Annotated in this window: 10 protein-coding genes; 6 read left to right on the forward strand and 4 right to left on the reverse strand. The window is 60.9% G+C overall.

What is annotated here, in order from left to right; genetic code table 11:
• A partial coding sequence (gene acnA, locus PMI29_RS07355; protein WP_008001590.1) for an aconitate hydratase AcnA occupies positions 1-2,015 on the reverse strand: 2,015 nt, incomplete at its 3' end.
• 222 nt (positions 2,016-2,237) lie between these two features.
• Between acnA and rlmM the strand changes: the two genes are divergently transcribed.
• Both rlmM and tusA read left to right on the forward strand, forming a co-directional pair.
• Positions 2,238-3,311: a 23S rRNA (cytidine(2498)-2'-O)-methyltransferase RlmM gene (gene rlmM, locus PMI29_RS07350; protein WP_008001592.1), complete on the forward strand. Its 1,074-nt coding sequence runs from the start codon at positions 2,238-2,240 to the stop codon at positions 3,309-3,311.
• Between the two features lie 192 nt (positions 3,312-3,503).
• Positions 3,504-3,755 carry a sulfurtransferase TusA gene (gene tusA / locus PMI29_RS07345; protein WP_008001594.1) on the forward strand — a complete coding sequence of 84 codons (252 nt, stop codon included), beginning with the start codon at positions 3,504-3,506 and terminating at the stop codon, positions 3,753-3,755.
• A 144-nt stretch (positions 3,756-3,899) separates the two neighbouring features.
• Here tusA and PMI29_RS07340 read toward each other — a convergent pair whose 3' ends face one another.
• The gene (locus PMI29_RS07340) at positions 3,900-5,300 is read right to left on the reverse strand and encodes an MATE family efflux transporter (protein WP_008001596.1); all 1,401 of its coding nucleotides are present in this window, start codon (positions 5,298-5,300) and stop codon (positions 3,900-3,902) included.
• A 255-nt stretch (positions 5,301-5,555) separates the two neighbouring features.
• Between PMI29_RS07340 and pdxB the strand changes: the two genes are divergently transcribed.
• The gene (pdxB, locus tag PMI29_RS07335; RefSeq protein ID WP_008001598.1) at positions 5,556-6,698 is read left to right on the forward strand and encodes a 4-phosphoerythronate dehydrogenase PdxB; all 1,143 of its coding nucleotides are present in this window, start codon (positions 5,556-5,558) and stop codon (positions 6,696-6,698) included.
• A 90-nt stretch (positions 6,699-6,788) separates the two neighbouring features.
• On the opposite strand, the gene PMI29_RS07330 is transcribed toward pdxB, so the two are convergent.
• Positions 6,789-6,968, reverse strand: coding sequence for a PA1571 family protein (locus tag PMI29_RS07330; protein WP_008001600.1), 180 nt, complete (start codon positions 6,966-6,968; stop codon positions 6,789-6,791).
• A gap of 250 nt (positions 6,969-7,218) precedes the next feature.
• Here PMI29_RS07330 and PMI29_RS07325 point away from each other — a divergent pair, with 250 nt between their 5' ends.
• Together PMI29_RS07325 and PMI29_RS07320 are read left to right on the forward strand one after the other, a co-directional pair.
• A complete protein-coding gene (locus tag PMI29_RS07325) occupies positions 7,219-9,012 on the forward strand; it encodes an ABC transporter transmembrane domain-containing protein (protein ID WP_162130684.1) in 1,794 nt (597 codons plus the stop codon).
• 50 nt (positions 9,013-9,062) lie between these two features.
• A complete protein-coding gene (locus PMI29_RS07320; RefSeq protein WP_033052607.1) occupies positions 9,063-10,109 on the forward strand; it encodes a Fic family protein in 1,047 nt (348 codons plus the stop codon).
• 115 nt (positions 10,110-10,224) lie between these two features.
• Here the strand turns inward: PMI29_RS07320 and PMI29_RS07315 are convergent, their stop codons facing one another.
• Positions 10,225-12,153, reverse strand: coding sequence for a transglycosylase SLT domain-containing protein (locus PMI29_RS07315; protein WP_008001605.1), 1,929 nt, complete (start codon positions 12,151-12,153; stop codon positions 10,225-10,227).
• 213 nt (positions 12,154-12,366) lie between these two features.
• On the opposite strand from PMI29_RS07315, the gene PMI29_RS07310 reads away from it, so the two are divergent.
• A partial coding sequence (locus PMI29_RS07310) for an ATP-binding cassette domain-containing protein (protein WP_008001607.1) occupies positions 12,367-14,056 on the forward strand: 1,690 nt, incomplete at its 3' end.

The following is a 14,056-nucleotide window of genomic DNA, read 5'->3' on the forward strand; positions in this document are numbered from 1 at the left end:
GGCGGGCCGCCGATGTCGTCGAAGAACGGTGGATGCTGGATGTAGGTCGAGTCGTCCTGCCAGACATAGGTCGCCGCCTGCGGTACTTCAATCGCCTGCCATTGCGCGTCACCGGCAAACACTTCGGCGTATTCCTTGTGGAACATGGCGGTGTTGACCTGATTCACGGCGTCGGCAATTTCCTTGCTGCTTGGCCAGATATCCCGCAGATAAACCGGTTTGCCGTCCTTGTCATTGCCCAACGGTTCGCGGCTGATGTCCGTGCGCACGGTGCCCGCCAACGCGTAGGCGACCACCAGCGGCGGGGAGGCCAGCCAGTTGGTTTTCACCAGCGGATGCACCCGGCCTTCGAAGTTGCGGTTGCCTGAGAGCACGGAAGCCACGGAGAGGTCTGCTTGCTGGATGGCTTTCTCGATGGGCTCCGCCAGCGGCCCTGAGTTACCGATGCAGGTGGTGCAGCCATAGCCGACCAGGGCAAACCCCAATTCATCGAGGTACCGGGTCAGGCCGGCCGCCTTGTAGTAGTCGGTCACCACTTTCGAGCCAGGCGCCAGCGAGCTCTTCACCCAGGGTTTGCGTTTCAGGCCTTTTTCCACGGCTTTCTTCGCCACCAGCCCGGCCGCCATCATCACGCTCGGGTTGGAGGTGTTGGTGCAGGAGGTGATTGCGGCAATCACCACCGCGCCGTTTTTCAGGCGATAGGTCTGGCCTTCGTAGTGGTAGTCCGCTTCACCGGCCAGATCGGCGTTGCCGACGGCGACGCCGCCACCGCCTTCGCTTTCCAGGCGACCTTCTTCCTTGGTGGTGGGTTTGAATTGGTGGTCGAGGAAATCACTGAAGGCTTGCGCGACATTCGGCAGCGAAACCCGGTCTTGTGGGCGTTTCGGCCCGGCGAGGCTGGCTTCGACGCGGCCCATGTCCAGCGCCAGGCTGTCGGTGAACAGCGGTTCCTGGCCGGGCAGGCGCCACAGACCCTGGGCCTTGCTGTAGGCCTCCACCAGTTGCACCGTTTCGAGGGGGCGGCCGGAGAGGCGCAGGTATTCCAGCGTGACGTCGTCCACCGGGAAGAAACCGCAGGTGGCGCCGTATTCCGGGGCCATGTTGGCGATGGTCGCGCGGTCGGCCAGCGGCAGGTCGGCGAGGCCATCGCCGTAGAACTCGACGAATTTGCCCACCACGCCTTTTTTGCGCAGCATCTGGGTGACGGTCAGCACCAGGTCGGTGGCGGTGATGCCTTCCTTGAGCTTGCCGGTGAGTTTGAAACCGATGACTTCCGGAATCAGCATCGACACCGGTTGCCCGAGCATCGCCGCTTCCGCTTCGATACCGCCGACGCCCCAGCCGAGCACGCCGAGACCGTTGATCATGGTGGTGTGGGAATCGGTGCCGACCAGGGTGTCGGGGAAGGCGTAGGTGCGGCCGTCCTCGTCCTTGGTCCAGACCGTGCGGCCGAGATATTCCAGGTTCACCTGGTGGCAGATCCCGGTGCCCGGCGGCACCACGCTGAAGTTGTCGAAGGCGCTCTGGCCCCAGCGCAGGAACGCATAGCGCTCGCCATTGCGCTGCATTTCAATGTCGACGTTTTGCTCGAAGGCGCTGCTGCTGGCGAACTTGTCGACCATCACCGAGTGGTCGATCACCAGGTCCACCGGGGACAGCGGGTTGATCCGCTGCGGATTGCCACCGGCCTTGGCCATTGCCGCGCGCATGGCGGCCAGGTCGACCACGGCGGGAACGCCGGTGAAGTCTTGCATCAGCACCCGCGCCGGGCGGTACTGGATTTCGCGGTCGGAGCGACGCTCCTTGAGCCACGCGGCCAGTGCCTTGAGGTCGGCGCCGGTGACGGTTTTTTCGTCCTCCCAGCGCAGCAGGTTTTCCAGCAGGACTTTCAACGACATCGGCAGTTTGTCCAGCTCGCCCAGGCTCCTGGCGGCATCGGGCAGGCTGAAGTAGTGGTAGGTCTTGTTGCCGACTTGCAGGGTTTTCAGAGTCTTCAGGCTATCGAGGGACGGCATTACGATCACTCCTTTGAGTCCGTACGGCTACGGACAGAGGGAACGGATAGAGGTCTAAACCTAGTCCTCTTTAGTGCTTAAGGCTAATAACTGGACTCTATGGGCAAGTCCGAGGTTGCGAAGTCAGCTATCATGCGCCGGTTTTCGTGACAGGCTTTGCTTCAGGGCAAGCGGTCTCTCTTTGTGGGAGCAAGCTCGCTCCTACAGGGTCCAGGAGTAAGAATGAACACCCTATTCATGCATTGCCGGCCGGGCTTCGAAGGCGAAGTCTGTTCCGAGATTTCCGACCTTGCCGCGCGGTTGAACGTGGCCGGCTACGCCAAGGCCAAGGCCGCCACCGCTTGCGCCGAATTCGTCTGCACCGAAGAAGACGGTGCCGAGCGCCTGATGCGCGGGCAGCGTTTCGCCGAGCTGATCTTCCCGCGCCAGTGGGCCCGGGGGATTTTCATCGATCTGCCGGAAACCGACCGTATCAGCGTGATCCTCGATCATATGGCGGACTTTCCGCTGTGCGGCAGCCTGTGGCTGGAAATGGTCGACACCAACGATGGCAAGGAACTGTCGAACTTCTGCAAGAAATTCGAAGTGCACCTGCGCAAGGCGCTGATGGCGGCTGGCAAACTGGTGGAAGACGCGCACAAGCCGCGGCTGTTGCTGACCTTCAAAAGCGGCCGCGAAGTGTTCATGGGCCTGGCGGAGTCGAACAACTCGGCAATGTGGCCGATGGGTATTCCGCGTTTGAAATTCCCCCGCGAGGCACCAAGCCGCTCGACCCTCAAGCTGGAAGAGGCCTGGCACCACTTCATCCCGCGGGACCAGTGGGACGAGCGCCTGCACGGCGACATGACCGGCGTTGACCTCGGGGCCGCCCCCGGTGGCTGGACCTGGCAACTGGTCAACCGCGGCATGCTGGTGACCGCCATCGACAACGGCCCGATGGCCGAAAGCCTGATGGACACAGGGCTGGTGCAACATCTGATGGCCGATGGTTTCACCTTCAAGCCCAAGCAGCCGGTGGACTGGATGGTTTGCGACATCGTCGAGAAGCCGGCGCGTAACGCCGCGATGCTGGAAGAGTGGATCGGCGACGGGCATTGCCGCGAGGCGGTGGTCAACCTCAAGCTGCCGATGAAACAGCGTTATGCCGAAGTGAAGCGTTTGCTCGAGCGCATTGCCGATGGCTTCAAGGCGCGGGGTATCAAGGTCGAGATTGGTTGCAAGCAGCTGTACCACGACCGTGAGGAAGTGACTTGCCATTTGCGCCGGCTGGACGTGAAGAAACCCAAGTCCCGCTGAAGCACCGCAACCCCCCTGTAGGAGCGAGCTTGCTCGCGATGGACCTGAGAGCGCATTGGGGTGTCAGGCATCCAGCGTTATCGTTAACGATCATCGCGAGCAAGCTCGCTCCTACAAGGGTACGGCGTTATGCCACAGGTGACCGAACACCCGGCAATGCGCGACAATGCCGGCCAGTTTCAGGAGTGAATCATGAGTGAAATGCTTGATACGCCGGTAGACGGCACCCTCGACGCCACCGGCCTCAACTGCCCCGAGCCGGTGATGATGCTGCACCAGCACATCCGTGACCTGGTGCCCGGCGGCCTGCTCAAGGTGATCGCCACGGACCCGTCGACCCGTCGCGACATTCCCAAGTTCTGTGTGTTTCTCGACCACGAACTGGTGGCGCAGCACGAAGAGGCGGGCACCTACCTCTACTGGATCCGCAAGAAGTCCGTTTAAGTTCGCATCATGACGCAACTGTAGGAGCGAGCTTGCTCGCGAAAAAAACGAAGGCGCCGTTGGGCATCTGGTTTTACGCGTTACCGTTCACGACCTTCGTCGGAACGCCGCCCGGAACAAGCTCGCTCCTACAATTTTTGCAAGTCAACCCGCCGAGCGGCTATTACGAATCCGTTTGCGCGCACTGAGCGTCAGGCGGATCGACAGCATCAGCGCCGCACAGCTCAAACCGGCAATCAGCCCTTCCCACAGCCCGCTCGGGCCGCTGGCCGGACCGAACCAATCGGTCAGTCCCAGCACGTAACCGACCGGCAGGCCGATGCCCCAATAGGCGAACAAGGTCAGGATCATTGTCACCCGGGTGTCCTGGTATCCACGTAACGCGCCCGCGCAAATCACCTGGATGGCGTCGGAAAACTGGTACAGCGCGGCGTAGACAATCAACATCGACGCAATCTGGATCACGCTCTGGTCAGGCGTGTAGATCGAGGCGATCGGTTCGCGCAGACACAGGATCAGGCTGGCCGAGAACGCCGCAAACACCAACGCCGCACCGAGCCCGACCTTCGCCGCGAAGCGCGCCTGCCAAGGATTGCCGGCCCCCAGTGCCTGACCGACCCGCACGGTCACTGCCATGCCCAGCGAGTAGGGAATCATGAACAGCAGCGAGCTGATATTCAGGGCGATTTGATGTCCGGCCACCACGGTAGAGCCGAGACTGCCGATCAACAGGGCGATGACCGCGAAGATGCTGGACTCGGCGAAGACGGCAATACCGATCGGCAGGCCAATCCCGACCAGGCGCTTGATCACGGCCCACTTCGGCCGGTCGAAGCGCACCAGCACCCGGGTGCGGGCATAGAACGGGGCCCAGAACGTCCAGCCGGCCATGCTCAATGCCATGAACCACATCACGATGCCGCTGGCCCAGCCGCAACCGACGCCGCCCAGGGCCGGTGCGCCGAAATGGCCATAGATCAACGTATAGTTCAGCGGGATGTTCAGCAGCAGGCCGCACAAGCCAATGACCATGCTCGGACGGGTACGCCCCATGCCATCGCTGTAGCAGCGCAGTACGTAATAGAACGCCATGCCCGGCAAGCCGAAGGCGATACCGTGCAGGTAACCCATGCTTGGCTCGATCAATTGTGGATCGACTTTCATCCAGTGCAGGATCGGCTCGGCACCGAGCAGCAGGCCACTGCCGATCAACCCGACGCACAGTGCCAGCCACAGCGCCTGGCGTACCAGTGGACCGATCTCGTCAAACTGCCGGGCGCCATAGCGTTGTGCAACCTTGGGCGTGGTTGCCAACAGGACACCGGACATCAACAGGTAGACCGGAATCCAGATCGAGTTGCCCAGGGCCACCGAGGCCAGGTCCCGTGGGCTGACCCGGCCGGCCATCACGGCATCGACGAAGCCCATGGCCGTGGTGGCCAGTTGCGCGATCATGATCGGCAGGGCCAGGCTGAGCAGGCCTTTGAGCTCCAGGCGTACCGGGGTCGTGCGTGGGGCGGCGGTAGTGTCAGTCACGGAATTCACAAGCGAAGCGTCCAGAGGTTTTGATGCGCAGGGCCGCGCATTCTACGCTTTGACGTATCGGTCAGGAAAAGACTGTGTTGGGTATTTGTAATCGCACCGCTCTCCCTGTAGGAGCGAGCTCGCTCGCGATGGATGTGAGGGCGCCGCGTTCATTCAGGCAGCCCTCGTTATCGTTAACGCCCATCGCGAGCATGCTCGCTCCTACACAGAGATGAATTCTGCGCCTAAACTGCCGGTCCGCCAAAGGAGCCTGCCATGCTGATTGTTGCCGACGAAAATATCCCCCTGCTCGATGCCTTCTTCGAAGATTTTGGTGAAGTCCGCCGGGTACCGGGTCGCTCCATTGACCGTGCCACGGTCGAGCAGGCCGATGTGTTGTTGGTGCGTTCGGTGACCAACGTCAATCGCGCGCTGCTCGAAGGCAGCAAGGTGCGCTTTGTCGGTACGTGCACCATCGGCACCGATCATCTGGACCTGAATTACTTTCAGCAGGCCGGTATCACCTGGTCCAGCGCACCGGGCTGCAATGCCCGCGGCGTGGTTGACTATGTGCTCGGCAGTTTGTTGACCCTGGCCGAGATCGAAGGCGCCGACCTGACCCGGCGTACCTACGGCGTGGTCGGTGTCGGTGAAGTGGGCGGGCGGCTGGTCAAGGTACTGCAAGGCCTGGGCTGGAAGGTGCTGGTGTGCGATCCACCACGGCAGGCCGCTGAAGGGGGGGACTACGTCAGCCTTGAGCAGATCGTCGAGGAGTGCGACGTCATCAGCCTGCACACGCCGCTGACCAAGCAGGGCCCACAATCGACCTGGCATTTGTTCGATGAAAAACGTCTGAACCAGCTCAAGCCCGGCACCTGGCTGATCAACGCCAGTCGCGGGCCGGTGGTGAACAACGTGGCCCTGCGCGATGTGCTGCTGGAGCGCGAAGACCTGCAAGCAGTGCTCGATGTCTGGGAAGGCGAGCCTGAGGTCGATGTGGCGCTCGCTGAACTGTGCGTGCTGGCAACGCCGCACATTGCCGGTTACAGCCTCGACGGCAAGCAGCGGGGGACCGCGCAGATTTATCAGGCGTATTGCGATTTCCTCGGACAACCGGCCCGCGTCAGCCTGAGCGATTTGCTGCCGGCACCGTGGCTGTCGCATGTGACCCTGAATGCGCAAAGCGACCCGGCCTGGGCGTTGGCCATGCTGTGCCGTGGCGTGTATGACCCGCGTCGCGACGATGCGGACTTCCGTCGCAGCCTGGTCGGCAGTGTCAGCGAGCAGCGTGCGGCGTTTGATGCGCTGCGCAAGAATTATCCGTTGCGCCGTGAGATCGACGGGTTGCAGGTGCGGATCGACGGGGATTCGCCTGAGTTGCAGAGGATTGTGGCGGCGTTAGGTGCAACGGCAATCTGATAGACCGTGGCGGCCCGTTCGCGATGTCCGGACAGGCACCCATAAAAAACCCGGCCAACAATGGGCCGGGTCTAGAAGACGGTGGCTATATCACTTTTGTTCGGCAGGTTTGACCAATCGGCGTTCCAGTTCGCTGCAAGCTTTCTGGATCATTTTTTCAGTGATCGGTACTTCGCGGCCCTGCTCGTCAATAATCGAGCAACCCAGAGACTGGTCTGGTTGCGTGCGGATCACTTGAATCCTGTCATCGCTGCGGTGTTGCAAGGACATGGCCTGTCTCCTCATCAGGTTGTGTGCTTAATGTAGAACCTCCAGGTGACCGGGCTGTGACAACGTCCTGCGATCTTTCCGGGGGGACAGAACCAGTCCAGCAGAAATGCCGGCGCGTGGCTAGCCGAACTTTAGATCAATAGCGTCTAGCCTCCAGTCTTGGTGGACATAATTAACCTGACTCATTGTGATTTGCACCGGGCTACCCATTGAGCGGTGTAGGCTGACCCTATTGACTGCTTTGTACTGGATGATTGCGATGCTCTCTGCCCGTCACCGTCGTGCTGCTCGCCTGGCCAGTCGTTTCATCGCGCCGTATCGCTGGCAGGCTTTTGGCGCTTTGCTGGCGTTGATCGTCACCGCTGGCATCACCTTGTCCATGGGGCAGGGCATCCGCCTGCTGGTGGACCAGGGGTTCATGACCCAGTCACCGCATCTGCTCAATCAGTCCATCGCTCTGTTCATGTTGCTGGTCATGGGGCTGGCCGTCGGTACGTTTGTGCGGTTTTACCTGGTGTCGTGGATCGGCGAGCGCTGCGTCGCCGATATCCGGCGTCAGGTGTTCAATCATCTGATTTACCTGCACCCGGGGTTTTACGAAGACAATCGCAGCTCCGAAATCCAGTCCCGCCTGACCGCTGACACCACACTGCTGCAATCGGTCATCGGCTCTTCACTGTCCCTGTTCTTGCGCAACTTGTTGATGGTGATCGGCGGGATCGTCTTGTTGTTCATCACCAACTCCAAGCTCACCAGCATCGTGGTGGTTGCCTTGCCCCTGGTGATCGCGCCGATCCTGATCTTCGGTCGCCGGGTGCGTAGCCTCTCGCGCCTGAGTCAGGACCGGATTGCCGACATCGGCAGTTATGTGGCCGAAGCCCTGGGACAGATCAAGACCGTGCAGGCCTACAACCATCAGGCCCAGGACGAGCGCCGGTTTGCCGTGACCGTGGAAGAGGCATTCAATACGGCGCGCAAACGCATCTTCCAGCGGGCGTGGCTGATTACCCTGGTGATCGTGTTGGTACTGGGTGCGGTCGGGGTGATGCTCTGGGTCGGTGGCATGGACGTCATGGCCGGGCGAATTTCCACGGGCGAGCTCGCGGCGTTCGTGTTCTATAGCCTGATCGTCGGCAGTGCATTCGGCACGTTGAGCGAAGTGATTGGCGAATTGCAGCGAGCAGCCGGCGCGGCCGAACGGATTGCCGAGTTGCTGCGTTCGGAAAACATCATCCTGCCGCCGGTCACAGGCGCGGTGACTTTGCCGGAACGGGTCGATGGCCACCTGCAACTGCAAAACGTGCGTTTTTCCTATCCGTCGCGGCCGGAAAGTTATGCCGTCGATGGCTTGAGTCTGACCGTCAATGCCGGTGAAACGTTGGCGCTGGTCGGGCCATCAGGGGCCGGCAAATCCACGGTGTATGACTTGCTGCTGCGTTTTTACGACCCGGCCGAGGGGCGCATCCTGCTCGATGGCGTGCCGTTGACTCAACTCGATCCACTGGATCTGCGCCGCTGCTTTGCCCTGGTGTCACAAACCCCGGCGCTGTTTTTCGGCAGCATTGAAGAAAACATTCGCTACGGCAACCCGAAGGCGACGTTGGCCGAGGTACAGGAAGCGGCAAAAATCGCTTACGCCCATGACTTTATCGAGGCCATGCCCAACGGTTACCAGACTCATCTGGGGGACGCTGGTCTCGGCTTGTCGGGCGGTCAGCGCCAACGCCTGGCCATCGCCCGAGCGTTGCTGGTGGATGCGCCGATCCTGCTCCTCGACGAAGCCACCAGCGCCCTCGACGCCCAGAGCGAACACCTGATCCAGCAGGCGTTGCCGAGCCTGATGAAAAACCGTACCACCCTGGTGATCGCCCATCGCCTGGCCACGGTCAAAAACGCCGACCGAATCGCCGTGATGGACCAGGGGAAACTGGTGGCGGTGGGCACGCATCAGGAACTTATCGCCAGCAATGCGCTGTATGCGCGGTTGGCGGCGTTGCAGTTCAGTGATGGACATGAAGCGGCATGCGTGACTACTGATGAATGACGCCCGGTTCGGGCATTATGTGGTCCTCTGTTATGAGCCCGGATGAGGATATGAGCCGTTATCAACCACCGTTGACCTTGACCACGAAAATGTTGTCGTTGATCGCCGATATCAGCGAACAGATCGGTCAGCTTACGGCTATGGACGAACGCTTGCAGACGCCTCAGTTACGTCGTGGCAATCGGATTCGAACGATTCAGGCTTCTTTGGCCATCGAAAACAATACGCTGAGCATCGAGCAGGTGACTGCCGTTCTAGCAGGACAGCGTGTGCTGGGGCTGCCTCGGGAAATCCAGGAAGTACGAAATGCGTTTGCTGCTTACGAAGCCATGCCTGATTGGCGGCCAAGCAGCCGGACCGATTTACTGCGTGCCCATGAATTGCTGATGGGCGGATTGATTGATGAATACGGGCAGTTTCGTCGAGCCGGCGTGGGTATCTATCGTGGCGATAAGTTGATCCATATGGCGCCGCCGCCGAGTCGCGTTGTGCACTTGATTGATGACTTGTTGGCGTGGCTTGGTGCCTCGGACTGGCATCCGCTGATTACCAGTTGCGTCTTTCATTATGAATTCGAGTTCATCCATCCCTTCGCTGACGGTAACGGACGTATGGGACGCCTTTGGCAAACCCTGATACTCAGTCAGTGGCGCCCGGTATTATCTTATTTGCCGGTGGAGGCCGTGATTCGGGATCAGCAGGAGGCGTACTACGCGGCATTGTCGGCGGCCGATCATTTGGCCGAATCAACGCCTTTCGTAGAGTTCATGTTGCAATCCATGAGCCTTGCACTATCGGAAGCGGTACGGGGTGAGCCAGAAATCGACCCAGTAACCGACCCAGTAACCGACCCAGTAACCGACCCAGTAGGGAAGTTGCTTTCTGCATTGCATATCAATGGTCCACGTAAAATCAGCGAATTGATGGCTGACATCGGGTTGGTGCACAAGGCGACCTTCCGCGCTAACTATCTCAAGCCTGCATTGGCGGCCGAATGGGTAGAAATGACCAATCCCGAATCGCCAAATAGTCCGGCTCAAAAGTATCGCCTGACCCCGCGTGGTAAACAGGCCGTCGCACGGCTCAAGTCGGCGTAGAAATCCTGAGCAATAAAAGAAGCCCGCGACACCCTCGGCAGCTGCTACAGATCGCATTACCGCTTAACTGATCGGCATTAGCCCGCGATGCGGGCTTTTTGCGGGTGTGTCTGAATCATTGATCGTCGAAAAACCGCTCATGCCAATCCACAATCGGCTGCGGCGAATTGAGCTTCTCACCGTAGATCACCGAGTACGACAGCACGTTTTGCACGTACTGGCGGGTTTCGTCGAACGGGATGCTTTCCACCCACACGTCGAAACTCAGGTGGTCCGCACCGCGCAGCCATTGGCGGACCCGGCCGGGGCCGGCGTTGTAGGCGGCGGAGGCGAGGACGCGGTTGCCGTTGAACTGGCTGTGCACCTGGCTCAGGTAAGCGGCGCCGAGCTGGATGTTCTTGTCCGGATCGAACAGTTGCTGTGGCGAGCTATAGGGAATGCTGAACTTGCGTGCGGTTTCCTTGGCGGTGGCGGGCATCAGTTGCATCAGGCCCGAGGCGCCGACACCGGAACGGGCGTCGTCCATGAACGCACTTTCCTGGCGGGTGATAGCGAACGCCCAGCTCGGATGCAGGCCGCGGTTCTTCGCTTCACGAACCAGGGTGTTGCGGTGAGCCATCGGGAAGCGGATATCCAGGTCGTCCCAATACTGCGCCTGACTGATGGTGCGGATCGCCGGGAAGTACCATTTCAGGTCGTAGGCCAGTTTGGCCTGGGCGACCATTTCGTCGCGGCTGAAGTGACGGCTGACGTAGTACCACTCGCGACGGCCATCGACGATCTGCCCGCGGGCGTGCAGTTCCAGGGCGCGGCGCACGCCGGGCGTGTTGCGCACCTTGTTGATGGTGGCCTGGCTGAGCACCAGCGGTTTGTTGAGCAGCGAGTAGGGTGACTGTGAGCGGTCGGCGGCGAGGAAGCCATAGAAGTCGCGTTCGCGGGCCAGGCTTTTATACAGCGTCTGTGCTTCCGGGTTCTGCGGTTGCGCCAGTTCCAGGCTGCGGGCCTGCCAGTAACGCCATCGGTTGGTGGTGGCCAGGTCCTGGGGCAGGCGACGGGTCAGTTGATAGGCATCGTCCCAGCGCGCCAGGCGCAGGAGCAGGCGCAGGCGCCATTCGGACACCGTATTGTCGCGCAGCTCGGGGTCGTATTTGGTCATGACATCCAGTGCACGGCTGTCGAAACGTCGTGCGAGGGTCAGGCCGATTTCCCGGGCAATTGCCACTTTTTCATCCCGGGAGAAGTGCATGCTGCTGGCGTAGCCATCGAGCAGTTCCATGGCCTTGTCCGGGTCCTGGCGAGCCAGGCGGCGCAGGCCGAGGCTGACCACGTCGGACATGGCTTCATCGGCCGGGGTGAAGCGTGACGGCTGGTTGAGCAGTTCCGGTTTCTGCGCGACGTCCACCAGCAAGCGGCCGCGAGGGGCGAGGGTGGTCATGCCGTTGACCAGGCTGTTGGCCAGCGGGTAGTTGCGCGCATGGGCGGCGAGTTTGGCGCGCTCCCAGCGTTTTTGCTCGGTCAACTGGCCTTCTGCAGCCCACATGCCGAACAGGGTGTCGCAGGCTTCGGGCTGGGATTTGCCGGTCAGCCAGAGTTTTTCCGCGTTGGCGTTACCCTCGGCCTTGAGGTTGTGGCTGAGCTGGTACTGCGCATTCAGGCAGTCCAGTTCGGTGAAGTTCATTTTCGGGTCGTAGTACTTGACGAAAGTCGCCCAGTCACCCCGATCCGCCAGCCAGCGCAACCAGCGCAGTTTCATCCAGTTGGCCTGGGGCAGATCGCCGTGTTCGGCGAGGAATTTCTCGATTTCGGCGTTGCTCGCGGTTTTCAGGCGCGCGGTCAGTTCGTCATAGGCCAGGTACGGTTCCAGCGGATAATCGGCGAGGGCCTGGCTGTAACGGAAATACGGGCCGGTATCACCCTTGGCCAGGGCGCGCTTGGCTTCATCGTAATATTGGCGTTGGGTGGACAGGTCCACCGCCTGGGCGGATTGAAACGCTGCGGCTGAAAGTAAAAAACAGGATAAAAGATTGAAAAGGCGACTGCGCATGAGACGTCCAGGCAGAGAAAACATGACAAGTGCGGGTCAGGCCCGCACTGAATTGTCTGTAGCTTAGCCTTTTGCCAGCAGCCGGCGAAAGCTTTGCGGGTCTTCCCGCATCAGTTCGCAACATTTGTAGTTCAGAGTGCTACGAGAGTGAAATTGCCGGCCTTCTGAAGCCTCAAGTCAGGTAGAATGCGCGCCCGGTTTTTGGAGAAGCTCATGACCCTGCTCAAATTCAGCGATGTGTCCCTTGCTTTCGGCGCTATGCCGTTGTTGGACAAGGTGTCCTGGCAGATCGCCCGTGGTGAGCGGGTGTGCATCATCGGCCGCAACGGCACTGGCAAGTCCAGCATGATGAAGCTCGTCAAGGGCGACCAGAAGCCCGATGACGGCTCCGTTTGGCGCGCACCAGGGCTCAAGATCGGCGAATTGCCGCAAGAATTGCCGCTAGCCGACGAGCGGACAGTGTTCGACGTGGTGGCCGAAGGCCTGGACGGCGTCGGTGCGCTGCTCGCCGAATATCACCACCTGAGCCAGAACATCGTCACTGACGCCGATCTGGACAAACTGATGCACGTCCAGCACGACCTCGAAGCCCGCGATGGCTGGCGCTTGCAGACGCTCGTCGACAGCACTCTGAGCCGCCTGCAACTGCCGGCCGACAAGACCCTCGCCGAGTTGTCCGGCGGCTGGCGTCGTCGCGTCCTGCTGGCCCAGGCCCTGGTGTCCGAGCCGGATCTGTTGCTGCTCGACGAACCGACCAACCACCTGGACATCGGTGCCATCGCCTGGCTTGAAGAAGCACTGAAGGATTTCCAGGGCGCCGTGCTGTTCATCACGCACGACCGTTCTTTCCTGCAGAACCTGGCAACCCGAATCCTCGAACTGGATCGCGGCGGCCTGATCGACTGGAACGGCGACTACGCCAGTTTCCTCGTGCACAAGGAAGCCGCACTGGCGGCCGAAGAAACCGCCAACGCGCTGTTCGACAAGCGCCTGGCCCAGGAAGAAGTGTGGATTCGCCAGGGCATCAAGGCCCGTCGTACCCGTAACGAAGGCCGCGTACGTGCGCTCAAAGCCTTGCGAGTCGAACGCAGCGAGCGTCGTGAGCGTACTGGCAAGGCCAACATCCAGCTGGATACCGCCGACAAGTCCGGCAAGCAGGTGATGGTCCTCGAGAATGTGAGCTTCGCTCACCCGGACGGTCCGTTCCTGATCAAGGACTTCTCCATGGTGCTGCAGCGCGGCGACCGTATAGGTCTGCTCGGCGCCAACGGTACCGGCAAGACCACGTTGCTGAAGCTGATGCTCAGCGGCCTGCAACCGACCAGCGGCACAGTGGAAGAAGGCACCAGGATCGATGTCGCCTACTTCGACCAGTTGCGCCATCAACTGGATCTGGAAAAGACCGTGATCGACAACGTCGCCGAAGGTCGCGACTTCATCGATATCGACGGCCAGAGCCGCCACGTGCTGAGCTACCTCGGCGACTTCCTGTTCAGCCCGCAGCGTGCCCGCACGCCGGTCAAGGCGCTGTCCGGTGGTGAGCGCGCCCGTCTGTTGCTGGCCAAGCTGTTCAGCAAACCGGCGAACCTGCTGGTGCTCGACGAACCGACCAACGACCTCGACGTCGAAACCCTCGAGTTGCTCGAAGAGGTCTTGCTGACCTTCAACGGCACCGTACTGATGGTCAGCCACGACCGGGCATTCCTCGATAACGTGGTCACCAGCACCCTGGTCTTCGAAGGTGAAGGCAAGGTTCGCGAGTACGTTGGCGGCTACCAGGACTGGCTGCGTCAGGGCGGCTCGCCGCGCCTGCTGGGCGTGACCGAGAGCAAGTCCGGCAAGGCCGACCTGAACTCCGCGGTGGTCAAGGCTGAACCCGCACCAGTGGCGGCAGCCGTTGAAG

The sequence above is a fragment of the Pseudomonas sp. GM49 genome (assembly GCF_000282355.1).
GTDB lineage: Bacteria > Pseudomonadota > Gammaproteobacteria > Pseudomonadales > Pseudomonadaceae > Aquipseudomonas.